Here is a 22,456-nt window from a genome sequence, read left to right as displayed (position 1 = left end):
ACAGGCGCCTCTCCCGGGCTTCGACGCGCCGCGGTTGCATCCTCCGGCCTACGCCGGGGGGCCGGACGGCCCGCCCCGGGCGTTCCTTCGGAGTACCGCCGACGGTCCCCGCCCGGCTCTTCCCGCTCAGCCACGCAAGCTCCTCAGTCTCTCGAACCAAGCCACTGCCGAACCGTGTGTGACAGCATTGTCACAGTGCGGGAAATCGACCGGTCCCGGACGGTGCCCAGCGGCGCTCGTTTACGTTAACGTGTGCACGTGGCGCTGGTTGCGCACCCGAAAGCGGGTCATCGCCACCAGGAATGCCGAACAGTACGCGAGGAACACGATGCCGAAGTCCAAGGTCCGTAAGAAGACGGCGTACACCCCGCCGACCGACCGCCGCACGCCGGTGAAGGTCAAGGCCGCGGGCCCGTCGAACCTGTTCTACAAGATCGTGATGTTCGGCCTCATGCTGATCGGCCTGATGTGGCTGGTCGTGAACTACATCGCGGGCGACAAGATCCCCTTCATGGCGGATCTGGGCAACACGAACTTCGCCATCGGCTTCGTGCTGATGATCGCCGGGCTGCTGATGACCATGCGGTGGCGGTGAGCATTACCCCGGTTGGCGGCTTGACGCCGAATTACACCGGTGTGACTCATCCCCAGTGTGGATAACCCCTGTGGATAACTACCCCACCTCCTGGGCGCCTCGGCAGAACGCTGTGGTAGTGGCCTGGGTGGTCGCCCTGTTGCTGCTGGCAGGAGCGGTCTGGGTGGCCCTCGACGGCGACGTCGGCGGCACCGTGCTCATCGGCATGGCCATGCTCGCCGTGGGGGCCCTCGCGCTCCACGGCACGCTGCTCCGGCCCCGGCTCGCCGCCGGGCCCGAAGGAATCCTCGCCAGGACCGTGGGCGGACCGCACCGGTATCCCTGGACCGAGGCCCGGTTCCAGCTGCGCACCACGCGCAGGCTCGGCCGGGACAGTCTGACCCTCGAGATCGAATCCGGCGAACACCTGCTGGTGTTCGGCCGGATCGACCTCGGTGAGGACCCCAGGGACGTCCTGGACGTCCTCACCGCCCTGAAGGGTCAGGCGTTGTCGTAGTAGTGGACGTCGCCGTTCGGACCGTGGGACCAGCCTGGAACGGCCGGTCCCACCGCGGGCGGCGCGTACTCCCCGAAGATCTCGTACGGCGACGCCGGCGAGCAGATCGGGTTGATCTTGACGACGCAGGTCCGCAGCGACCCGCTGAACTTCGCCTTGACGTGCCGCGGCCGCTGGTCCTCCACGATGGCCCCGCCCGCGGTGACCTCCCAGCCGCTCGCCGCGCCCGGCCCCGTCGTCCCGACGGTCTGGGTCGCGACCGCGGAAGTGACACCGGGATCGCCGAAACAGATCTTCAGCGCCGCGTCCACGTAGGCGACACGCAGCGTGATCGCGCTGCCCGAGCCGAGGAAGTAGCGCTTGGTGTAGGTCTGGCAGGTCTCGGCGGCCACAGCCCCTTCTTCGGCCTGTGCGACCGCCGGAGCCAGCGCCGACGCCATCACAGCGACGGCGGCGAGAGCTGCTGCTTTGCGAATTTTCATCTCAACCCCCAAGTTGACGATGTTGCCTATCAACTTGAAGGTACCCAGTTATGTTGCTTCTCCACCGGGTAATCGCATAACCCACTTGGGGGAACGAGTTTTACTCCGGGTAGCAGACGTAGGTGACCCGGCCGCGGTCCGTCGCGAGTTCACAGCTCGCGGAAATCGTCTGCGAGTCCTTCCAGGCGATGAGTCCGATCAGCGCGACGGCCACGATCGCGAGCCCGCCGATCTGCCATTTGAGCCGGTTCTTCTCCGGCGCGTAGAGCAGCGCGAACGTCACCAGGAGGCCGGCGGCGAACCCGCCCGCGTGGCCGAGGATCGAGATACCGGGCACCTGGAACGTGATGAAGACGTTCAGCGCCAGCATGACGAGCAGCCAGGTCGGATTGAGCCTGAGCTTGATGACGATGACCGCGTAGGCGCCGATGAGCCCGAAGATGGCGCCGGACGCTCCCACCACGGGGACGGCGTCGAGATCGCTGAACACCAGGTTCGCGGCCGAACCGCCGAGCATCGAGATGAAGTAGAGGGCGATGAACGGGCCGCGGCCGAGAGCGGTCTCCAGCGGGCGGCCGACGAACCACAGCGAGAACGCGTTGCCCGCGATGTGCAGCAGGCCGAACTGCAGGAAGCCCGACGTGATGATCCGCCACCACTCGTTCGCCGCCAGCGTCGCCGGGTTCCATAGTTCGCCGAGCTGGAAGAGCTCCGAGAAGTTGTTGTTCGAGAGGCTGCCGGCCTGGGCGACCGTGATGAAGAAGATGACGACGTTGAGCGCCAGGAGCACCGGCGTCGCGACGGCGGAGCGAGGTTGCCGGGCGCCGGTGATGGTGCGCGCGCCGTAGCCGGCGTCGCGGTACTGCTTCTGCTGGACGCGGTCCTGCTGCCGGCCCGCCTGCACGCAGTCGGTGCACTGGAAGCCCACGGAGGCCTCACGCAGGCAATCCGGGCACGCCGGACGCTCGCAACGCGAACAGCTCAGCCCGGTCGGCCGGTTCGGGTGCCACCAGCAGCCGGGCAGGGCGGCCTGCTGGTACTGGGGATTCGGTGGTTGGCTCACGATGCCACCAACCTACCGAAATCCCCCGTAACAGGCCGCTCGGCCGCTGTTGTCAGCCTTCGCGGTTGATGCTGACCTTCTCGATGACGACGTCCTGCAGCGGCCGGTCGGCCGGGCCGGTCGCGGTGCGCCCGATCGCGTCGACGACCTCGCGGGACGCCTGGTCGGCGACCTCACCGAAGATCGTGTGCTTGAAGTTCAGGTGGGTCGTCGGCGCGACGGTGATGAAGAACTGCGAGCCGTTGGTGCCGGGTCCGGCGTTGGCCATGGCCAGCAGGTACGGCTTGGAGAACTGGAGCTCCGGGTGGAACTCGTCGCCGAACTTGTAGCCGGGGCCACCGCGGCCGGTGCCGGTCGGGTCGCCGCCCTGCAGCATGAAACCGTCGATCACGCGGTGGAAGATCGACCCGTTGTAGAACGGGCCCGAGTTCGTGCCCTGCGCGTTGGGCTGGGTGTACTCCTTGCTGCCCTCCGCCAGCCCGACGAAGTTCGCGACCGTTTTCGGCGCGTGGTCGGGGAACAGGTTCAGGTGGATGTCACCCTGGTTGGTGTGCAGAGTGGCCTTCAGCGCGCCACCAATGAGGGATCCCTTGCTTTCAGTCACGAGCTTCATCGTGCCATCTGCGGCAAGATCTGGGGAAAAGGGGCACGATAGGTTACAAGCAACGAAGCAGAATCAAAACGATTGATGAGGTGAAGGCCATGACCCGGGCCGCAGATCCGGTGAGTGAGTCGGCCAAGGCCGGCGCGCTCGGCCTGCGTAAACGTGCCGCGGAGGCGGGCAAGGACGCCGCCCACGCCGTTGAGCTCGCCGAACAGAAGCTCTCCGAAAGCGCCGGTGAGATCGCCAAGTCCGGCCGTCGCGCGCGCAAGAAGCTCGCGAAGAAGACCGAACTGACCCGCAAGGAGCTCAAGCGCAGCTCGAAGGCCGCTCGCAAGGAGGCCTTGGCCAGGCTGTCCGAGCTGCGTAAGCCGGGCCGCAAGGCGCGTAAGGCGGCCATCCAGGCCGCCAAGTCCGCCGGTGAGTCGAAGCGTCGCGGCAAGAAGGACTTCAAGGCCGCGAAGAAGGACTTCCGCGCCGCCCTCGTCGAGGCGAAGGCCGCTGCCAAGGGGACGCGCAAGCGTCGTCGCTGGCCGTGGGTCCTCGGTATCGCCGTGGTCGGTGCCGGTGCCGCCTACGCGTTGCGTTCCAAGCAGGAGCCGCCGGTCGCGCCTGCTCCGCCGAAGGCACCGCCCGCTCCGCCCGCCAAGCCGGCCGCTCCGGCCGCGGCCGCTCCGAAGCCCGCCCCCGCGAAGCCTGCCGCTTCCGGTCCGGCTTCGGGTTCGGCTCCGGCCAAGCCGGCGGCACCGAAGCCCGGCGCCCCGAAGAACGGGCACCAGGCTTCAACCAGCTCCGCCGACAAGAAGAACTGACGCCCACCCTCGTCTTCTGCTTGTCGCCAAGGGCCGTCCAGTGACTCACAAAGCCACTGGACGGCCCTTTCACGTCTTGGTGCCGAAGATCGTTTCAATGCCGAAGATCGTCTTCGCGTCTTGTTGCCAAAGACCAGCGCACCCAACGAGGCGACCGGCGGACCCGTCTCGCCGAAAGCGCGCCAGCGCGACGGCGAGACTTCACCGGTCGCGCGCCCTCCCTTGGGCCGAAGGCCCACGTAAACGCGATGAAGGGGCGCCCTCCGCTCCAACAGAACGTTGAAAGCGAACGGGCGCCCCTTCGGCGCGTTTACGTCAGCGCGCGATTAGATCGCGCTGCGCGATTAAACAGCAGCAGCGTGCTTGTCGATCAGCTGGCCGAGGCGGGGAAGGGCCTCCTCGACGTTCTTCTTGCCGTTCGGGCGCAGCTTCGAGTAGACCTTCTTGATGCTGTCGCGGCTGCTCTTGTCGGCGCGCGCGTCGGTGACCGACAGGAGCGCGTCGGCGGCCTCGTCGCCGCGGCCGACCAGGTAGGCGCCGAAGTCGTTGCCGCCCTTGGCCTTGTAGTCACCGTAGAACGGCTCGAGGGCACCGGTGAAGTCGTCGAGCAGGGCGTCGACGGCGGAGGGGATGATGCCCGGCTTGATCTTCTTGACGGCCGCGAAGCCGGTCTTCACGACGGCACCCGAAACGCCGCCCTTGTCCGAAACCTCGGCGTCGACGAGACCTTCGAAGTCGCTCACGACCGCCGGGCGACGGGTGGAGTCGAGCAAGATTTCCTTGAGGGTGTCAGCCACGAAACCTGTCCTTTTGTCTTATGGGGAGAAATGATCTTTTGTGCCGCCGAGCCACACCGCAAGGCGGCCTCCGCCGGATCTGGCGTTTGCGCTGGGTCCCGCGAACCCTCGCGCGTGCGGCACAGGGTAGTACAAGATCAACTTCACTCTGACGTGTGGATACCACTACCTAGAGCTGCAGCTCACCGATAGCCTCCTTCGCCACCGTACGTGCTTTGATGCTCTGCTTCTGGTTGGTGGTCACAACTACCGCGTTCCCGCCCTTCGCGACGGCGTAGACGGCACCGTCCCCGGAGGGTTGGTAGCCGCCTTTCCAGCCCGCCGGTTCGTCGGCCGGGTTGGACGTGTCGATGGGTGCCGCTTGATCGACGATCGCCTTCGCGACAGCGGGTTCTCCGACGTAGACGCGTACCGTGAGCTGCAGTTTCCCGCTGAGCGCGTAGAAGAAACAGGTCGGATGCGGCTGGTCCGCCGACGTCTTGACCTTGGAGACCTTCTGCCCGTTGGCGTCCGAGACGAATTCGGTGCCGAGGTACGGGCAGGGACCTTTGCCGGTGGGTTCCGGCGCGGGCGGGACCTGGGGCGCCGGGGTACTCGATGGCGCGGGCGGGTTCGCCGCGGACGGCGCCTGCTCCGTCGGCCCACAGGCCGCCAGGAAGGGCACGACGAGCGGCAAGATCAGAAGACGTCGCATAGTGGCGTCCAGTGAAGCAGATCGGATCACCGCGTCGCCGCAACCATCCGTCCTGTTCATGCGACGATGGCGGTGCTGAGGAGTCTTCAGGAGGCATCGGTGCTCACCAAGGAGCAGTACCTGGGTGCGGTGGCAGAACGCATCCAGCGCAGCGGTGGCCGGCTGAACACGGTCCAGATCGGCCCGAGCGCGGCCGTGGTGGGCCTGTTCACCGAATCCGTGATGATGTCGACGATGAACTACTGCGTGGTCGCCGCGGCGATCCCGGAGGTGACCGCGCCCGCGTTGTACGACTTCACCGGTCTGGCGACGCAGCACGCGCGTGCGAACGTGATGGGCACTGTCGGCTGGACGGCCGCTTCGGTGGTCATCGCCGGGCTGATCGGTGACCGGGTGTATCCGGACGCCGCGCAGGCCGCGTCGGCGAAGTCCGGGAACCAGTTCGGCGGCGAGACGCGCATGGTGGCCGTGGACGTTTCGGCGGCGCAGATGTACGCGTTCGTCGGCGGGAAGATCTGGGGCGCGGCGGTCCAGGGTTCGGTCAACGCGAAGCTGACGTTCTGCTTCCCGCAGCCGGCCGAGGTCTATCAGCAGGTTCAGTGGGCGCAGTCGCAGGGCCAGCAGCCACCGATGGCACCGCTGCCGCCGGGACCTCCGCAGGGCCCGCCGCCCGGGCAGCAGCCTCCTCCCGGCTGGCAGCCGCAGCAGCCGCCGCCCGCGCACCAGTACCCGCCGGTCGGCCCGCCGCCCGCGCAGGGACCGCCGCCGGGTCAGCATCCGCCGCACTATCCGCCGCCCGCGCCCGGATATCCGCCGCACGGCCAGCGCCCGCCGGGGTACTGACCGGTGAAGCGCACGTTGCGCGGCTGGCCGTCGTTTCCGGAGGAGCTGCCGGAATTCGAGCCGGAGACCGCACCCGGCACTCCCCGCGAACTGTTCCTCGAATGGCTCGATGAGGCCGGGGAACACGTACTGGCGCCACATGCCGTCACTCTGTCCACTGTGGACGCCGATGGTGTACCGGACGCGCGGGTCGTGATCCTCAAGGACGTCGAGGGCGACACGTGGGCGGTCGCGACGAGTTCCGAAAGCCCGAAAGGCGTTCAGCTGGCGAAGAATCCGCACGCCGCGCTGACGTTCTTCTGGCCGGGACGCGGCCGTCAGATCCGGCTGCGAGGCCCGGTCGCGCCTGCGGAGCCCGACGTGTCCGAAGCCGATTTCACCGCACGCCCGCCGGCGTCCCGGGTGGAGGCCTTCATCGGCAGACAGTCCCAGGTGCTCGAAGATCCGGCCGATCTCGAACGCGCGGCCGAGGAAGCACGGCAGTGGGTCGAGCGGAATCCCGGCGTGGCACCGGAAACGTGGACGCGCTATCTCGTGACGCCGTCCGAAGTGGAGTTTTGGCAGGCCAGCCATGACCGGCGGCACAAGCGTCTCCGCTATCGGCGCGCGAACGACACGTGGCTCAAAGAACGTCTCTGGCCGTAAACGGTAACTGGGAACGACGATCGTCGGGTTGTCGTGGATGATTCACTTCGGCGACGGTGAACGGCACCTGGTCCCCAGATCGTTCGGAGGCGAAATGTCCACACGCCGTCGCATTTGGGGCGCCTTGGCCGCCACAGGGCTCGCCCTGCTGGCCGCCACGACGCCTGTCGCGAACGCCCAGACCGGCGACCCGGCGAGAGGGCTGTATTCGGTGGAAGGCGCCGCGAACGCGGCCCAGCGCACCGCCGTCGCCCGCACCGGTGTCGACGTCGCGGGCTCGCGCGGAGGCGCGCTGACCGTGGTCGCCACGCCCGGCCAGGCCGCGAGCCTGCGGGCGAACGGGTTCACGCTGAAGCCGCTCGGCGACTTCGACCGCATGCTGAAACAACGGAGCGATCGGGCGGGTACCGCAGCTGTCGCGGGTGACTTCCCGCCGGGCGACGAGGCGTACCACACCTACGCCGAAACGACCGCTGAGCTGCAGAAAGCCGCGAAGGATCACAGCGACATCGCGACGCTTTCCAGCGTCGGCAAGTCGTACGAGGGCCGTGAGCTCAACCTGCTGAAGATCAGCGACAACGCGGGCACGGACGAGAACGAGCCCGAGGTCCTGTTCACCTGCAACCAGCACGCGCGCGAGCACCTCACCACGGAGATGTGCCTGCGGATCGTGCAGCGCTTCACCAGCGGGTACGCCAGCGACCCGGCCATCAAGAAGATGGTCGACGAGCACGAGATCTACGTGGTCCCTAACGTCAACCCGGACGGATCCGAATACGACATCTCGGGCGGCGACTACCAGGGCTGGCGCAAGACGCGGCAGCCCGTGCCCGGCAGCAACGCGATCGGCACCGACCCGAACCGCAACTGGGACTACAAGTGGAACTGCTGCGGCGGGTCGAGCAACAGCCCGTCCGCCGAGGACTACCACGGTCCGTCGGCGTTCTCCGAGCCCGAGACCAAGGCGGTCGCGGAGTTCATGAACTCCCGGGTGGTCGGCGGTGCGCAGCAGATCAAGGCGCACATCGACTTCCACACCTTCTCGGAACTCGTGCTCTGGCCGTACGGCTACACGAAGGACGAGACCGACACGGGACTGTCCGAAGAAGAGGCGAAGCGCTTCGCGGACGTCGGTAAGAAGATGGCCGCCACCAACGGTTACACGCCGGAGCAGTCCAGCGATCTGTACGTCACCGATGGCGACGTCAACGACTGGGCGTGGGGCAAGCACAAGATCCTCAGCTACACCTTCGAGATGTACCCGAAGGACGGCGGGATCGACGGCTTCTACCCGCCCGCTTCGGTGATCCCGGAGCAGACCGCTCGCAACGACGAAGCTGTCGACATCCTGATAAACGAAGCAGGAGCTTGACGCCACGCGGTGGTGAGCAGTACGAGGGAATCCCGACATTTCGGAGGCACCAGATGCGCCGAACCCTCGTCCTGCTCGCCACCGCCGCTTTTTCCGTGGGCCTGCTGAGCGCCGCTTCCGCCGGTGAACCGGCCCGCACCCCGCTGAACGGTCCCGCCGAATTCAAGACGGTCCTCACCGCTCCACTCGGCCTCGAAGGCCTGACCAGCGACAACAAGGGGAATCTCTACTCCCCCGCCCGGGGCGGCACGCCGTGCCCGGTCTACCGCGTCCCGGCGGCGGGCGGTCCGAGCACGGTCGTCGGCACGATCCCCGCGCCGTGCAATCCCGCCGGTCTCGCGTTCGATCGCACCGGCAGACTCTTCGTCGCCAACGCCGACACCATCGTCTCCTTCGTCCCCGACGCCACGAATCCGCCGGCCGCCACGGTTTCGGTCAGCGGTGTCCCCGGCGCGAACGGACTCGCGTTCGACCGGCACGGCGGCCTGTGGATCTCCGACGGCACCACCGGCCAAGGCCGCGTCTGGCGCGCGGGCAGCGACGGCGTTCCGGTGGAACAGTTTCGCGTCCAGCCGCTGATCAGCGACGTCAACGCGGTGAACGGCGTCGGCGGACTCGGCCGGGACGTCCGGTCGGCGCCGCCCGCGACGGTGAACATCACCCCGAACGGCCGGTCCGCGGCGAACCTCGAAGGCTCACAGCATCTGGTCGCGAACGGTCTCGCGTTCGGTTCCGACGGCGCGCTGCTGGTCGCCGACACCGCTCGCGGCGCGCTGTGGCGGGTGCCGTTCGATCGCGACGGCAAGCCCGCCGCACGCACCGGATGCGACAGCGCGTTCGCGCCGAACACGGTGTGCCTGGACAACATCCTGGTCCAGCATCCGTATCTCGAAGGCGCGGACGGGATCGCGCTCGACCGCGCGGGCAACGTCTGGGCGGCGGTCAACGAACGCAACGCGGTCGTCGTGGTCACTCGCGGCGAGCGGGTTCGCGAGTTCCTGCGCAACCCCGCCGACCCCGCCACGAAACTGCGCAACGGCGGGCCTCTGGAGTTCCCGACCAGCCCGGTCGTACTGCCGGACGGACGGCTTTGCCTCGCGCATTCCGACGGCGGCAGGCGCGACAACTTCCCGAACACCGGCGGCGAGGTGAGTCCCGCCGGACCGAACCGCGCGAAACTGTCCTGCCAGGTCAGCCCCGAGAATTCCTGAGGTCGGCCACTCGTGACGCCCGGCTCTTCGGTGAATCCAGGCTGAAGCTCCGGGCGTCGCCCAGCCGGTCGCGGACGAACTCCTCGGTTTCCGCGACCGTTTCGCGCAGTGCGGCGTCTTCCTCGCCGAAGACCTTGTAGACGATCTTGTTCGTCTCGGTGTCGAACTCCCAAAGCCCGGCGAAGCGGCCTCGGTCGACGATCAGATGGGTCGGCGGATCAGGCTGCCCGCCCAGGGTCTCCCCTGCCCGGCCGCCCGGTACCGGACGTGCGGCGTCGTCCTCGTCGAGCAGGCGGGACAGCTCGCGGTGCAGCAGATGGATGCCGTCGATCCCGGCGAGCAGTGCGTACGACGGCTCGGACGGTACGGTGAACGTGGCGAATTCATCCGCGAGATCCTTGGGCATCAAGAGATCCGTACCTTCGAGCTGCACGAGTTCCAGTGGTGCCACCGCTTTTTTGGCGTTCGCCGCGGTGAATCCGGAGAACCAGCGGAAATGCTTGAGCGACGCCGGGGCCGCCCACGAGAAGTACCGCCGGGCCAGTTCGGTCTGCGCGGTGTCCATATCGGACAGTCCGCCGCGCGGGGACGGCGTCCAGCGCACGTAGCCGTAGCGCTGCTGGTCCAGCCGTCCGTTGACCGGCACCCGCCGGATGTCACCGCGAACCTGGAGCAGACCGAGTGCGAGCGGCAACGTCGTCGTGGTGCCGCGTTTGCGGCCCGCCTCGCCGAGGTTACGCACCGCGGCGCCGGCGGCGTCCTTGATCGCGGACGGCGTGAGCGGTTCGGCGGAGCCTTCCAGCAGGTCGGCGACGGCGACGCACAGCTGCTCGATCTCCGCCTGCGTGACGCCGAGATACTTCTCCGCGGCCGCGAGTTCGCCCGCAGGCGCCCCTGCGCCGACCGTCAAGCCGAGTTCGAAATCGGCGGCGGGCAGGACGTACGTGCAGCCACGAGCCGAGGGAAGCTCGTGGATGGCGAGCCGCGCGACGTCCGCGTCGACCGTTTCGCGATCGAGGCGGGCTCGGGCGAACAGCCCGAGATAGGGCGCCGATCCGCCGACCGAACGCATCCAGCCGGACCGTTCCAGCACGTCGGCCGCCGAGGCCCCGTGCAGCGATCCGTCCAGACCTTGCCGATATGCCCACCACGCGCGCAGCTTGTCGGTCGCCATACCTCCAAGGTATGGGCATCCAGTGGCACGGCGCAGCCTGGCGGCATGAGCCGATAGCATGATCCACTTTGTTCTCAGGTGCCCCGATTGGCCGAATTCTGGATAATCGACAAGTGCGCAAGCGGTTCTCGGAAGGCTCTCCGATCGCGTCGACGGTGGTCACCGGCGACGATTTCGACGAGCTCGAACACACCTTCCAGGCGTTCCTCGCACCGGACACGGTCAAGCTGCACACCCCGAAGCCCACCGGATTCTTCGACATCTCCCAGCTCAGCGGCCTGCGCATCCCCGGGATCGACCCGAACGGCCTCTCGGTCTACGAGCTGACGTTGAACTCCGACGCCGTCCTGCAAGGCGAAGAGACCTCCGACGCGTACACGGTCGTCGTGACCCTCAACGGCCGGAACGAGTTCGTGATCGGCCGGGAGAGCGTGGCGTCGCGGCATGTCGTGACCGGACCGGAAACCTGCTTCCAGACCACGTACGAGCACCCCGACATCCTGATGCTCCGCCTCGGCAAGCAGCTGGTGGCGGACGCGATGCGCGAGCGGCTCGGCGAGCTGCCGACGTCGACGCTGCATTTCGAACCGGCGGTCATCGAGGCGTCCGGAATGGGCCAGTGGATCACCCTGCTCCACACCTTCAGCGAGACAGCCGCGTCCGGACTGTTCGACCGCTCGCCGCTGGCCGCCGCGCATTTCGAGAAGCTGCTGCTGCACGGTCTGCTCGACACGCAGCCGCATTCGCTGTCCGGAGACCTCGGCGAAGAACGCCCACGACCGCAGTCGAGCGCGATCCGGCGCGCGGTGACCTACTGCGAGGAGCACGCGGCCGAACCGGTGTCGATCGGCGAGCTCGCGGCGGCCGCGCGGATCAGCGTCCGCGCGCTACAGCTGGCGTTTCGCACCGAACTGGGGCTGACGCCGATGGAGTACCTCCGCCGCGTCCGGCTCGACCACGTGCATCAGGACCTGGTCGCGATCGCACAAGGGCGCGCCGAAGGCACCGTCACCGACGTCGCGCTGCGCTGGGGTTTCACGCATCTCGGCCGGTTTTCCGGTTTGTACCGCGAGACCTACGGCAAACTCCCTTCGGAAACGGCACGTCTGACAGCCTGAAGGAGTCCGATGCTGGTCGAGCTGGCCATCGGCGACGCGTACGGCGGCTCGTTCGAGCACGCGTACCCGAGCTTCGTCGCCGAGAACAACACGCTGACCGGCTACGTGCCGCATCCGGGCTACCTCGGCGTTCCGGCGGGCCGCTACACCGACGACACGCAGATGACGATCGCGATCGCCGAACTGCTCGTCTCGGGACTCCGCTGGACGCCGCTGCTGCTCGCCGAACACTTCGTGCGCGCCTATCACCGCGATCCGCACGACGGCTACGCGCCACGCTTTCACCAGTTGCTCAGCGAAGTCCGGGACGGCGAGGAACTGCTGCGCCGGCTCCAGCCGCAGAGCGACAAGAGCGGGGCGGCCATGCGCGCCGGCCCGATCGGCGTCCTGCCGACCGTCGACGACGTCCTCTATCACGCGAAACTGCAGGCCAGGGTCACGCACGACACCCCGGCCGGGATCGCCGCGGCCCAGGCTGCGGCGCTCGCCGTCCACTACTGCCACCATCGCCTGGGCCCGCTCGCCGAAGTCGCGCGGTGGATCGACGGGGTGCTGCCCGAGGACGTCGGACACGGCGGCTGGTCGCGGCCGTGGTCCGGCAAGATCGGGCCGCGGGGCTGGATGAGCGTCCGCGCGGCGCTCACCGTGCTCGCCGACGGCGGCGGACTCGCGCGGATGCTCCACACCTGTGTCGCGTTCACCGGCGACGTCGACACCGCGGCGACCATCGCGCTGGCCGCCGCGTCACGTTCTCCCGAAGTCGAGCAGGATCTGCCGCCGGTGTTGTGGCGCGACCTGGAGAACGGCGAGTTCGGCCGCGACTACCTGACCCGGTTGGACGATCGACTGCTGCACATCTAACGTACGCGGAATCCACGGAACGTGGACGTGCCCGTGGGGCCGTTTCGGCAGACTGGGCCGGTGAAGTGGCTGATCAGGTTCGGGTCCGTCGTCGCTTGGCTCGCGGTGACCGTGTCGCTCGTCGTCGGCACGGCGAATCTCGAACCCGGCCATGGGGAACGTCCGGTCGACGCGTTCGGGTTCGCGGTCGTCGCGCTCGCCTGTCTCGCCCTCGCCGGTGTCCGGCGATGGCCGGCCGCGGTGGCCGCGGCGGAAGCGTTTGCGCTCCTGCTCTACCTGGGGTTCGGCTATCCGGACGGTCCGGTGCTGTTCGCCGGTCTCGTGCCGCTGTCCGCTCTCGGGATCCTTCGCCCGAGAAGGCTCGCGTACGGCGTCGCGGGCGGTATGGCGGCGATCGTCGTAGGCGCGAACCTCGTGACCGGTGGGGCGGGCGTCATCGATCTCGTCTTCGTCGGATGGGCGGGCGTAGCGGTCTTCGCGGCCGACGCTCTTCGAGGACGTCGTGAGCGGGCAGTGGCCGCAGAGCAGGCCGAACGCGATCGCGTCCTGGGCGAGCGACTGCGGATCGCGCGAGACCTGCATGACAGCGTCGGTCACGCGATGGCCGTCATCAACGTCCAGTCAGGCATGGCCCGGCACGTGATCGACGAACATCCCGAAGTCGCGAAGGAAGCGCTCGAGGTCGTCCGCACGGTGAGCGGCACGATCCTGGACGAACTGAACGCGATGGTGCGGCTGTTGCGCGACGACTCCGCCCCGCTCCGGCCGACACCGGGTCTCGCGGATCTTGCCGAGCTGGTCGCGTCGACGAACCAGGCGGGCCTGGACGTCACGCTGGACCTCGACGCTCCCGGAATCGGGCAGCCGATCGGCGGCGCGGTCTACCGGATCGTCCAGGAGTCACTGACGAACGCCGCGAAACACGGGGCTTCCAGCGCCGGTGTGACGGTGAAGGCGAGCGAAGACGGCCTGCGGCTCGACGTGATCAACGAAGTCCACGCTCCTGGCCCGGCTGTCCCCGGCGCCGGGATCAAGGGAATGGGTGAACGTGCCCAGGCGACCGGCGGAACGCTGACCGCGCGCCGTGAAGACGGAAGGTTCCGGGTGAGCGCGCGATGGCCGTGATCAGGGTGGTGCTGGCCGACGACCAGGTGCTCGTCCGCTCCGGATTCGCCGCGCTGCTGCGAGTCGAAGCGGGAATCACCGTCGTGGGTGAAGCGGACGACGGCGACGCGGCGGTGGCCGTGGTCGCGGAGACCGTGCCGGACGTGGTGCTGATGGACATCCGCATGCCGGGTCTCGACGGGATCGAGGCGACCCGGCGGATCGTGGCCGACGAACGGTTGTCCGGCGTCCGCGTCCTCATGCTGACCACCTTCGACCTGGACGAATACGTCTTCGACGCCTTACGCGCGGGCGCCAGCGGATTCCTGCTCAAACACACCAGGCCCGCGGATCTCATCGAAGCCGTCCGGGTGGTCGCCGCCGGCGACGCGCTCCTCTCGCCGAGTGTCACCCGGCGGCTGATCGCGGAGTTCGCCGCGCGGCCGTCGCCTTCGAAGCCGCGGGGCGACGGTTCGGCGTTCACCGAACGGGAACACGAAGTCGTCCTGCGGGTCGCGCGGGGGATGTCGAACGAGGAGATCGCGCGGGAGTTCGTGATCAGCGCGGCGACGGTCCGGACGCATGTCAGCCGTGCGATGGCCAAGGTGTACGCCCGCGACCGCGCGCAACTGGTGGTGTTCGCCTATCAAAGCGGGATGGTGCGCGTCTGACGTAGCCGTCGATCTCCACGGCCGTACGACGACGCGACCCCGGCTCCGGGCCGACGCTTTCCCCATGAAAACCACTGCGAAAGCGGCCTCGCTGGCCGCGGTCCTTTCCCTGCTGGGCACGACGACGGCGGTCGCCACGGAACGACCGGCGCGCTGCGCCGAACAGCGGTTCTCGGTCCAGGTGAACGGCGAACGGCAGACGATCGCGGGCGAACTCTGCGTCCGCGGCGGGCTCACCGCCCGCACTCCGTTGCAGGTGCTGCTGCACGGCGGCACCTACGACCGCGCCTACTGGGACTGGCCGTTCCAGTCGCGCCGATACTCCTATGTGGACAGTGCGACCCGGGCGGGCTACGCGACACTGAATCTCGACAGGCTCGGCTACGGCCGCAGTAGCCACCCGAATCCGGAGACACTCGACTTCGCCGCCGGCGGAGAGGCCGTCCACCAGGTCGTCCGGCAGTTACGGCCGCGGTTCCGCACAATCGTCCTCAATGGACACTCGATGGGCGGGCTCGTCGCGGAACGGGCCGCCGAACGAGGCGGCGTCGACGCCGTGATCGTCAGCGGCATCCCGCGTGACCGGCCCGGCGGACAGGACAAGGCGGCGTCGCCGTTCTACCCGGCCGAGCTGGACCCGAAGTTCGCCGGGCGACCGTGGGCTCCCGGCTACCTCACGACCCGTCCAGGCGCTCGCGCGCAAGCCTTCCACCACCCCGGCACATACGACCCGGCGATCATTCCGGTGGAAGAAGCCCTGAAGGACACGCTGGCCTCGGCCGAACTCCGCTCGGTGGGGCCCAACGCGATGAAGCGATCGGCACCGAAGGTTCCGACGGCGTACGTGCTCGGCGAGCACGACACGCTGGTGTGCGGGAACGGCGATTGCGGCGCCGACAAGATCGTGCGCGGCAGCGGTCACTCGATCAACACCAGCCTGGCCTCGCAGAGCTTCTACCGGTGGACCTTCGCCTGGCTGGCGTCGAAGGTCCGAGCCTGACCCGCTACCAGGAAGGCCGGTACCGCAGGCCTTGCTCGTAGTACTGGTCGTCGGATTCCGCCGGTTCGGCCCCCTCGTCCTGGGCCGATCCGGCCGGTTCCTCCGAACGGTCCTTGAGCACCACGTTCTCCGCGCCCGCCGGTGTCCGGCGCGAGACCGGGGAGGCCGGTGCGGCGGTTTCCCCGGTCTCCTGGAGCGAAGGGGTGAACCCACGCCGCCAGCGGAGCCTGTCCGTGATGTAACCGGCGTTGCCGATCGGCGCCATCAGCTCCGCACTGCGCTTCGCGGATTCCTGCTGCGCTTCCTGGTAAGTCCGCATGACGGTGTCCGCGATCTCGGCGGGCGACAGCCGCGAAACGGCGTCACTCACCCTGAGCCGCGTCATCACGCCGTCGGTGTTGACCGAAACGGAGACGGCACCGTCCGGCGAGGACGCGTCCACCGACAGGGTGGCCAGCGCCTCGAGCATCGCCTGCCGGTCGGCGGCCGGTTTCTTGGGTGCCGGTTTGTCGGCCACGAGCACTCCTTGAGCAGTGGGGATCTCCCGTACCGGAGACCCCCACGTCCGTTAATCGACCGGTAGCGGCGACAACTCCATCGGCGGCTGCTGGAACTTGCCGTCGTTCGAGATGTCGACTTCCCTGTCCCGGACCCGCTTTTCCGTTCCCTTGTCCGTGTTCTCCGTTTCGAAGTTGCCGGGGTCGAAGGTCTCGCCCGGGCTGACGTCCGGCGGCTCGGGGACGATCGGCAGATTGTTGATCTCGACGTCGATCTTCGAGATCAGCGACTCCGTCGCGCGGAACATGCCTTCCCGGATGTTGACCACGCCGTCGTGATAGCTGTTGTAGATGCTTTCGGGGCTGTCCCCGACGATCGAGTAGTTCTCGGAGACCGCGGTGGCGATACCGGCACCGGCCGCGGCGCCGGCGACCTGGACCGCGTTCGCGGTGGTGAAGAACGTCGCCGCGGTGAGAGCGCCGGCCGGTGGGACGGCCGCCACGAGCAAGGCCGTGACAGCGGCGGCGAAAGCCGCCGCGAACGCCTTCCCCAAGGCGGATTCGTCTTGCCGTTCCTGGTCGTCCTGATACTTTTCCGCGGCGGTCAGGAAAGACGCGGAAAGCGTGCTCAGGTCGGCCCGCGCGGTCGCGATGGCATCCCGGGCGGCCACGATGTCGGCTTCCAGGATGGTGAGTTTGGTGCCCACTCGGGAATAGGTGTTGATCAGCCCCTGGATGTAGCTCTTGGCGGCCTCGGCTCCTTCGCCGCGCCACTTGAGAAGCAGGACCAGAGACCGGTCGAGCGGTGCCTTCGTGTCCTGGAAGGCGTTCCAAAGACGTTCGTACGCCTCGATCATGGGCTGCAGGCTGGTCTCGGATCCGTTGAGCTCGGCCTCGGAGAACTCCAGGAAGAAGTCGCGGACCTGCTCCTTACGCCCGCCGCTGAGGTCCAGCTCGGGGCCCCACAACGGCTTGAACAGCAGGTCGATCGCCGTGTAGGCCTTTGCGGCCCCCTCGGTGAGGTCGTCGGTGATGCCTTCGAGGAGTTTGGTGTTACCGCCTTCTTCTTCGTCGGCGGTTTCCACGTCCAGCGCGTTGAAGTACCCGTCCATCTTCGCCGCTACCCCTGTTCCCCGTACGCCGCGCGGTTCAGCCGCTGCTTGTTGTCCTCGTCGACGGACTCGTACAGCTCGGCGACCCTCGCCAGCGCTTGGCTCGCGTCCTGCGTGCTGCGATACAACTGCGCGAGCATCTTCTCGACGGCCTGGCGGTGTTCCTCGTAGGCCGCCGAAACCCCGCGCATGCCCAAGGACTTCCCGAAAGCGGTGTCCGGCGCGAACATGCCGGGAAGAAGGCCACCCGTGACAGGATCGGGAGCGGGCACGTCCTGCCCACCCACGCCGGTGTGGGTGGCACTGACGATGTCGGCGGCCTTCCCCAGTTCTTTGCTCGACGCCCTGAGGTCGTCGAGGTCGGTATCGAAACCGATCATGATTTCACCTCGCTGTCCGGAATTCCACTCCCATGTAAGCAGCGTTGACTTGGCTGGGAGCCCGACATGGCGATCCGTGATCGGTGACGAACATCACTGCGCTTGGAGTTCTGCTATTGCTCGAGTTCGCGGCGTGGCTGAGGCGGACTGAGCCGGATCGTCCCGCTGTACGGATTCCCGTTTCTGGGCGTCTCGTCGTAGAGGGTCTGGTCGGGCTTTCGCGGTGTCGGCTGAGGCGACGACTCTTCGGGGGAAAGCGGTTTGCCGAGTACCTCGTGCATCTTGTCGAAATCCTTCGACTGTGCGGGCAGCACCGCTCTTTCGGTGCCGGGGGCCAGAACACCGTATGCCTTCAGCAGGTTCGCGTGCTTGTCCCTCTCACGGGACAGCACACTGATCCGGCAGCCCAAGGCCAGCTGCAACACGCCGCAGGCGACCAACGAGAGGATCAACACCCACCCCGGCAGGTAATCGTCATCAAAGGCCATCCACAGTGCGGCCAGGAACACGCACATTTGGGCAGGGGCCGTCACGGCGCCATCCCACTGATCGAGCTTCCGCTGAAAGTGCTCCACGGCGCGCCGATGCTCGGCCTTCGCCTGCTCGGGTAGCGGGTACTCGTAGCGGTAAGGCGGACCGGTCGGATCCGGGAACTCCTCCACGAGAGGAGATTACGCCCGGAAAAGTGCCGCTTAGGTGGCAATTCCAGAACTGGTCGGCGATAAAACCGCTTGAAATGACAAGGGCTTGACCCGAGGGAACCCTCGGGTCAAGCCGTTGTCGCGTGTGGAGCTGAGGGGAATCGAACCCCTGACCCCCGCCTTGCAAAGGCGGTGCTCTACCAATTGAGCTACAGCCCCGAATCGCAGGCGATCATGATAGCCGCCTGCGGAAAGCTCAGTTGTTGCGGGACGCGTCCGCGGCCTTGGCCGGGGCGCTTCCGTTCGTGGAAACGGCGCCGAGCGGACGCTCGGTCGGCGCGGTGGCCTCACGCCAGAGGTCGGCCTCGGCCTTGGCTGCCTTGTTGCGCTTGATCACGAACAGCACGCCGCCCGCGATGACCGCGAGTGCCAACAGCTTCTTCATCAGAAGCCCCCTCTTCTCCGCCGAGTTGCTCCGCTTACCCACCGATGCTACTGCACCCCCGACAGCCGACGCCCGCCGCCCACGTCCCCCACAGGTTCCACGTGGAACCAACGGATGACGAAAGCCCTGCCGGGAAGAGAAGTCCGGCAGGGCTCTTCAGGCCGGCGCGCCGCGCCCCTCTTAACGCTGGGGTGAGCCCGGAACACCACACACCGACACTCCCCACAACGCCGACACACCACGCCCCCTTCCCGCGAGTGACCCACCAGACACCAGGCGCCAACCACCAACGCGAGGATCCACGGCCACGCACCCAACGCCGGGGGGTCCAGGGGGGCGAAGCCCTCCCTGGCGGGGGCCTGGGGGTTCGACCCCAGAAACGACAAACGCCCGATCCGGGTTCGCCCTTTCCGCGAACACAGACCGGGCAATCGGGTGGGCCCACCAGGACTTGAACCTGGGACCTCTTCGTTATCAGCGAAGCGCTCTAACCGCCTGAGCTATGGGCCCGAACGAGGAGAAGATTACAGGACGCCTTTCGGCGTCCCGCAACCGGGTCACTCTCGTTCGGACAGCGTTACTTCGAGGCCTCCGGCCAGGTCGGCGGAGACGTTGTAGATGAACGCGCTGACGGTGGCGAGTGCCGAGATCAGCACGATGTTGATGGCGCCGAGGATGGCGGCGATGCCGAAAACGCGGCCTGCGCTGATCAACGGGTCTGCCGGGGCGTCGGCTCCTTCGCCGCCGACGAGCGACGAGTAGGTCCCGTTGAGTTTGTCCCAAACGCCCATGCCGTCGAGGACGGTGTAGAGGACGCCGACGGCGACGAGCCACACGAAGAACAGTGCGACGCCGAGGACGAGGGACAGTTTCAGTACCGACCAGGGGTCGAACCGTTTGATCTGCAGGCTGGCGCGACGCGGTCCGCGGCCGGGGCGGCGGAGTGCGGTGGGGGCGGCGCGGGTGCGGGAGGCGGACGGGATGGCGGAGGAGGCGGGCTTGTCGCCCTCTCCGCCATCGCCGAACAGCCTTTTCGCGGCCGTGCCGCTGACACCGTGGTAGTCGGTCGTCGCGTCCTGCTTCGGTTCCGAGTAGGCCACGTCTTCGGTGGCGACCGAAGACACGGAGATCGTCTGCTCGCTGGAGCCTTCGACCTCCCCGGCGCTGTCGCGTTGCCAAGGCGGGCTCGACGAACCCGCCTGCGCGCCGCCTGCTTCGGGCTTCTCGGATGGTGTCACGAGGTGTCAGTCCTTACCCAGTACGTGGGGCGTCGCTCACTGCTCCGACGCCGGCGTGTCTTCTTCTCCTTCAGCACCGCCTGCAGTGGCGACGTCTGAGGGCTCGTCCGCGTTGCGTGCGACCGCGAGAAGAGTGGTTCCTTCGTCGAGATTCATCAGTCGCACTCCCTTCGTCTGCCTGCCGGCCTTGCGCACCTGCCCGGCCGAAGTCCGGATGACTCCGCCGCTGGAGGTGATCGCGTAAAGCTCGTCCTCGGCGTCGACGATGACCGCTCCCACCAGCCTGCCACGTTTCCGGTCGTGCTGAATGGTGAGCACACCCTTGCCGCCCCGTCCTTGGACCGGGTAGTCGTCGGTCGGGGTGCGCTTGGCGTAGCCGCCGTCGGTGGCGACGAGGAGGAACCTGTCCGGCTGGACGACGTTGATGCCGAGCAGTTCGTCGCCGTCGTTGAACCGCATGCCGAGGACACCGGACGTCGCGCGGCCCATGGGGCGCAGGGCTTCGTCGGTGGCGTGGAAGCGGATCGACTGGCCTTCCGCGGACACGAGCAGCAGGTCGTCTTCGGCGGCGGCGAGCACGGCGCCGACCAGTTCGTCCCCTTCGCGGAGGTTGACGGCGATGAGGCCGCCGGCGCGGTTGGAGTCGAAGTCGGTGAGCTTGGTCTTTTTCACCAGGCCGCGGCGGGTCGCGAGCACCAGGTACGGCGAGACCTCGTAGTTCGGGATCTCGATGACCTGGGCGATCTTCTCGTCCGGCTGGAACGCGAGGAGGTTCGCGACGTGCTGGCCGCGCGCGTTGCGGTTGGCCTCGGGCAGGTCGTACGCCTTGGCGCGGTAGACGCGGCCCTTGTTCGTGAAGAACAGGATCCAGTCGTGCGTCGAGCAGACGAAGAAGTGCTGGACGATGTCGTCCTGTTTCAGGGTCGCGCCCTGGACGCCCTTGCCGCCACGCTTCTGCGATCGGTACAGATCGGTTTTCGTCCGCTTGGCGTAACCCGTGCGGGTGATGGTGACGACGACGTCCTCGACCGCGATGAGGTCTTCGACCGAGACCTCGCCGTCGAACGGGATGATCTTGGTGCGCCGGTCGTCACCGTACTTGTCGACGATCTCCTGCAGTTCCTCGGCGATGATCGAGCGCTGACGCTCGGGCTTCTCGAGGATGTCCTTCAGGTCGGCGATCTCGAGTTCGATCTCGGCCAGGGTGTCGACGATCCGCTGCCGCTCCAGTGCGGCGAGGCGGCGGAGCTGCATGTCGAGGATCGCGGTCGCCTGGATCTCGTCGACGTCGAGCAGGCTCATCAGCGCGGGGCGGGCCTCTTCGGCCGAGGGCGACCGCCGGATCAGGGCGATGACCTCGTCGAGCATGTCCAGCGCCTTGACCAGACCACGCAGGATGTGGGCGCGCTCTTCGGCCTTGCGCAACCGGAAGCGGGTCCGGCGGACGATGACGTCGACCTGGTGCTTCACGTAGTGCCGGATCATCTGGTCGAGCCGCAGCGTGCGGGGCACGCCGTCGACCAGGGCCAGCATGTTGACCCCGAAGTTCTGCTGCAGCTGGGTGTGCTTGTAGAGGTTGTTCAGCACGACCTTCGCGACCGCGTCACGTTTGATCGTGACGACGATCCGCATCCCGCTGCGGCTGTTGGACTCGTCGGCGATGTCGGCGATGCCGGTGAGCTTGCCGTCGCGGACCAGGTTCGCGATGTTCTCGACCAGGTTGTCCGGGTTGACCTGGTACGGCAGCTCGGACACGACGAGGATGGTGCGGCCCTTGGCGTCCTCTTCGACCTCGACGACCGCGCGCATGCGCACGGAACCGCGGCCGGTGCGGTACGCGTCCTCGATCCCGGAGTTGCCGAGGATCATCGCCTTGGTCGGGAAGTCCGGCCCCTTGATGCGGACCAGCAGCGCGGCGAGTAGTTCGTCGTCGCTCGCCTCGTAGTTCTCCAGCGCCCATTTGACGCCGTCGGCGACCTCGCGCAGGTTGTGCGGCGGGATGTTCGTCGCCATCCCGACCGCGATCCCGGAACCACCGTTGACCAGAAGGTTCGGGAACCGCGACGGAAGAACGTCGGGCTCCTGGGTGCGGCCGTCGTAGTTGTCGGAGAAGTCGACGGTCTCTTCTTCGATGTCCTGCAGCATGTGCATCGCGAGATGCGCCAGCCGGGACTCGGTGTACCGCATGGCGGCGGCGGGGTCGTTGCCCGACGAACCGAAGTTGCCCTGGCCGTCGATCAGCGGATACCGCAGCGACCACGGCTGCGCGAGCCGCACCAGCGCGTCGTAGATCGCGGAGTCACCGTGCGGGTGGTAGTTGCCCATCACGTCGCCGACGACGCGGGAGCACTTGTTGTACCCGCGGTCGGGGCGGAAGCCGGAGTCGAACATCGAGTACAGCACGCGGCGGTGCACCGGCTTGAGGCCGTCCCGCACGTCCGGCAGCGCCCGCGACACGATGACGCTCATCGCGTAGTCGATGTAGGAGCGCTGCATCTCCTGCTGGATGTCGACCGGTTCGATCCGGTCGTGGTCCGGAGCCGGCGGCAAGGTTTCCGTCATGAGGTCCTTCTCGTGGGAGCAGTCCTGAAGGGACAAAAGAAA

25 protein-coding genes and 2 tRNA genes are annotated in these 22,456 nt (G+C 67.6%); 12 read left to right on the top strand and 15 right to left on the bottom strand.

Annotated elements, in window-relative coordinates; translation table 11 throughout:
• Nucleotides 1–328: 328 nt before the first annotated feature.
• Both crgA and H5J31_RS27690 read left to right on the top strand, forming a co-directional pair.
• The gene (crgA, locus tag H5J31_RS27695) at nucleotides 329–595 is read left to right on the top strand and encodes a cell division protein CrgA (RefSeq protein WP_034322048.1); all 267 of its coding nucleotides are present in this window, start codon (nucleotides 329–331) and stop codon (nucleotides 593–595) included.
• Between the two features lie 118 nt (nucleotides 596–713).
• Nucleotides 714–1,091 (top strand): PH domain-containing protein, encoded by a 378-nt coding sequence (locus H5J31_RS27690; protein ID WP_181775584.1) that lies wholly within the window; start codon nucleotides 714–716, stop codon nucleotides 1,089–1,091.
• Here H5J31_RS27690 and H5J31_RS27685 read toward each other — a convergent pair.
• From H5J31_RS27685 to H5J31_RS27675, 3 genes are all read right to left on the bottom strand, one after another.
• Nucleotides 1,076–1,573, bottom strand: a complete 498-nt coding sequence (locus H5J31_RS27685) for a hypothetical protein (RefSeq protein WP_181775583.1) — start codon at nucleotides 1,571–1,573, stop codon at nucleotides 1,076–1,078. The two genes, H5J31_RS27690 and H5J31_RS27685, sit on opposite strands and share 16 nt — an antisense overlap.
• 100 nt (nucleotides 1,574–1,673) lie before the next feature.
• Nucleotides 1,674–2,636 carry a rhomboid family intramembrane serine protease gene (locus H5J31_RS27680; protein WP_181775582.1) on the bottom strand — a complete coding sequence of 321 codons (963 nt, stop codon included), beginning with the start codon at nucleotides 2,634–2,636 and terminating at the stop codon, nucleotides 1,674–1,676.
• 52 nt (nucleotides 2,637–2,688) lie between these two features.
• On the bottom strand, nucleotides 2,689–3,249 hold the full coding sequence (locus H5J31_RS27675) for a peptidylprolyl isomerase (RefSeq protein ID WP_181775581.1): 561 nt from the start codon (nucleotides 3,247–3,249) through the stop codon (nucleotides 2,689–2,691).
• An 89-nt stretch (nucleotides 3,250–3,338) separates the two neighbouring features.
• Here H5J31_RS27675 and H5J31_RS27670 point away from each other — a divergent pair, with 89 nt between their 5' ends.
• Nucleotides 3,339–4,049 (top strand): hypothetical protein, encoded by a 711-nt coding sequence (locus H5J31_RS27670; RefSeq protein WP_181775580.1) that lies wholly within the window; start codon nucleotides 3,339–3,341, stop codon nucleotides 4,047–4,049.
• Between the two features lie 344 nt (nucleotides 4,050–4,393).
• Here H5J31_RS27670 and H5J31_RS27665 read toward each other — a convergent pair whose 3' ends face one another.
• Both H5J31_RS27665 and H5J31_RS27660 read right to left on the bottom strand, forming a co-directional pair.
• Complete coding sequence (locus H5J31_RS27665; RefSeq protein ID WP_005154537.1) at nucleotides 4,394–4,846, bottom strand: DUF6918 family protein; 453 nt, start codon at nucleotides 4,844–4,846, stop codon at nucleotides 4,394–4,396.
• 169 nt (nucleotides 4,847–5,015) lie between these two features.
• Entirely contained in the window at nucleotides 5,016–5,540 is a 525-nt protein-coding gene (locus H5J31_RS27660; protein ID WP_181775579.1) for a DUF2020 domain-containing protein, read from the bottom strand.
• Nucleotides 5,541–5,639: 99 nt separating this feature from the next.
• Between H5J31_RS27660 and H5J31_RS27655 the strand changes: the two genes are divergently transcribed.
• The 4 genes from H5J31_RS27655 (at nucleotide 5,640) to H5J31_RS27640 (ending at nucleotide 9,611) form a co-directional block, all read left to right on the top strand.
• Nucleotides 5,640–6,383 (top strand): hypothetical protein, encoded by a 744-nt coding sequence (locus H5J31_RS27655; protein ID WP_181775578.1) that lies wholly within the window; start codon nucleotides 5,640–5,642, stop codon nucleotides 6,381–6,383.
• A gap of 3 nt (nucleotides 6,384–6,386) precedes the next feature.
• A complete protein-coding gene (locus tag H5J31_RS27650; protein WP_181775577.1) occupies nucleotides 6,387–7,028 on the top strand; it encodes a pyridoxine/pyridoxamine 5'-phosphate oxidase in 642 nt (213 codons plus the stop codon).
• Between the two features lie 94 nt (nucleotides 7,029–7,122).
• On the top strand, nucleotides 7,123–8,400 hold the full coding sequence (locus tag H5J31_RS27645; protein WP_181775576.1) for a M14 family metallopeptidase: 1,278 nt from the start codon (nucleotides 7,123–7,125) through the stop codon (nucleotides 8,398–8,400).
• 53 nt (nucleotides 8,401–8,453) lie between these two features.
• The gene (locus H5J31_RS27640; RefSeq protein ID WP_181775575.1) at nucleotides 8,454–9,611 is read left to right on the top strand and encodes an SMP-30/gluconolactonase/LRE family protein; all 1,158 of its coding nucleotides are present in this window, start codon (nucleotides 8,454–8,456) and stop codon (nucleotides 9,609–9,611) included.
• Here H5J31_RS27640 and H5J31_RS27635 read toward each other — a convergent pair.
• Complete coding sequence (locus H5J31_RS27635) at nucleotides 9,592–10,785, bottom strand: DNA glycosylase AlkZ-like family protein (protein WP_181775574.1); 1,194 nt, start codon at nucleotides 10,783–10,785, stop codon at nucleotides 9,592–9,594. The two genes, H5J31_RS27640 and H5J31_RS27635, sit on opposite strands and share 20 nt — an antisense overlap.
• Nucleotides 10,786–10,898: 113 nt before the next feature.
• On the opposite strand from H5J31_RS27635, the gene H5J31_RS27630 reads away from it, so the two are divergent.
• The 5 genes from H5J31_RS27630 to H5J31_RS27610 all read left to right on the top strand — a co-directional run bounded on the left by H5J31_RS27630 (nucleotide 10,899) and on the right by H5J31_RS27610 (nucleotide 15,539).
• Entirely contained in the window at nucleotides 10,899–11,903 is a 1,005-nt protein-coding gene (locus H5J31_RS27630) for a helix-turn-helix transcriptional regulator (protein WP_181775573.1), read from the top strand.
• A gap of 9 nt (nucleotides 11,904–11,912) precedes the next feature.
• A complete protein-coding gene (locus tag H5J31_RS27625) occupies nucleotides 11,913–12,764 on the top strand; it encodes an ADP-ribosylglycohydrolase family protein (protein WP_181775572.1) in 852 nt (283 codons plus the stop codon).
• Nucleotides 12,765–12,824: 60 nt separating this feature from the next.
• On the top strand, nucleotides 12,825–13,889 hold the full coding sequence (locus H5J31_RS27620) for a sensor histidine kinase (RefSeq protein WP_181775571.1): 1,065 nt from the start codon (nucleotides 12,825–12,827) through the stop codon (nucleotides 13,887–13,889).
• Nucleotides 13,880–14,539, top strand: coding sequence for a response regulator (locus H5J31_RS27615; RefSeq protein WP_181775570.1), 660 nt, complete (start codon nucleotides 13,880–13,882; stop codon nucleotides 14,537–14,539). The genes H5J31_RS27620 and H5J31_RS27615 overlap by 10 nt, the downstream gene beginning before the upstream one ends.
• 64 nt (nucleotides 14,540–14,603) lie before the next feature.
• Entirely contained in the window at nucleotides 14,604–15,539 is a 936-nt protein-coding gene (locus H5J31_RS27610) for an alpha/beta fold hydrolase (RefSeq protein WP_181775569.1), read from the top strand.
• A gap of 4 nt (nucleotides 15,540–15,543) precedes the next feature.
• Here the strand turns inward: H5J31_RS27610 and H5J31_RS27605 are convergent, their stop codons facing one another.
• From H5J31_RS27605 to gyrA, 9 genes are all read right to left on the bottom strand, one after another.
• Nucleotides 15,544–16,056 carry a YbaB/EbfC family nucleoid-associated protein gene (locus tag H5J31_RS27605; RefSeq protein ID WP_328701635.1) on the bottom strand — a complete coding sequence of 171 codons (513 nt, stop codon included), beginning with the start codon at nucleotides 16,054–16,056 and terminating at the stop codon, nucleotides 15,544–15,546.
• A gap of 51 nt (nucleotides 16,057–16,107) precedes the next feature.
• The gene (locus H5J31_RS27600; RefSeq protein WP_181775568.1) at nucleotides 16,108–17,148 is read right to left on the bottom strand and encodes a hypothetical protein; all 1,041 of its coding nucleotides are present in this window, start codon (nucleotides 17,146–17,148) and stop codon (nucleotides 16,108–16,110) included.
• Between the two features lie 8 nt (nucleotides 17,149–17,156).
• The gene (locus tag H5J31_RS27595; RefSeq protein ID WP_181775567.1) at nucleotides 17,157–17,528 is read right to left on the bottom strand and encodes a hypothetical protein; all 372 of its coding nucleotides are present in this window, start codon (nucleotides 17,526–17,528) and stop codon (nucleotides 17,157–17,159) included.
• 113 nt (nucleotides 17,529–17,641) lie between these two features.
• The gene (locus H5J31_RS27590) at nucleotides 17,642–18,190 is read right to left on the bottom strand and encodes a hypothetical protein (protein WP_181775566.1); all 549 of its coding nucleotides are present in this window, start codon (nucleotides 18,188–18,190) and stop codon (nucleotides 17,642–17,644) included.
• A gap of 125 nt (nucleotides 18,191–18,315) precedes the next feature.
• Nucleotides 18,316–18,388, bottom strand: a tRNA-Ala gene (locus tag H5J31_RS27585).
• A gap of 37 nt (nucleotides 18,389–18,425) precedes the next feature.
• Nucleotides 18,426–18,614, bottom strand: coding sequence for a DLW-39 family protein (locus H5J31_RS27580; RefSeq protein WP_037308710.1), 189 nt, complete (start codon nucleotides 18,612–18,614; stop codon nucleotides 18,426–18,428).
• Nucleotides 18,615–19,050: 436 nt separating this feature from the next.
• Nucleotides 19,051–19,124 (bottom strand) — tRNA-Ile (locus H5J31_RS27575).
• A 47-nt stretch (nucleotides 19,125–19,171) separates the two neighbouring features.
• On the bottom strand, nucleotides 19,172–19,852 hold the full coding sequence (locus H5J31_RS27570; protein ID WP_181775565.1) for a DUF3566 domain-containing protein: 681 nt from the start codon (nucleotides 19,850–19,852) through the stop codon (nucleotides 19,172–19,174).
• 36 nt (nucleotides 19,853–19,888) lie between these two features.
• Nucleotides 19,889–22,414, bottom strand: a complete 2,526-nt coding sequence (gyrA, locus tag H5J31_RS27565) for a DNA gyrase subunit A (protein WP_181775564.1) — start codon at nucleotides 22,412–22,414, stop codon at nucleotides 19,889–19,891.
• Between the last annotated feature and the right edge of the window lie 42 nt (nucleotides 22,415–22,456).

Source organism: Amycolatopsis pittospori (genome assembly GCF_013870525.1).
Lineage (GTDB): Bacteria > Actinomycetota > Actinomycetes > Mycobacteriales > Pseudonocardiaceae > Amycolatopsis > Amycolatopsis pittospori.
This window is presented reverse-complemented; position numbering and strand designations above follow the sequence as displayed.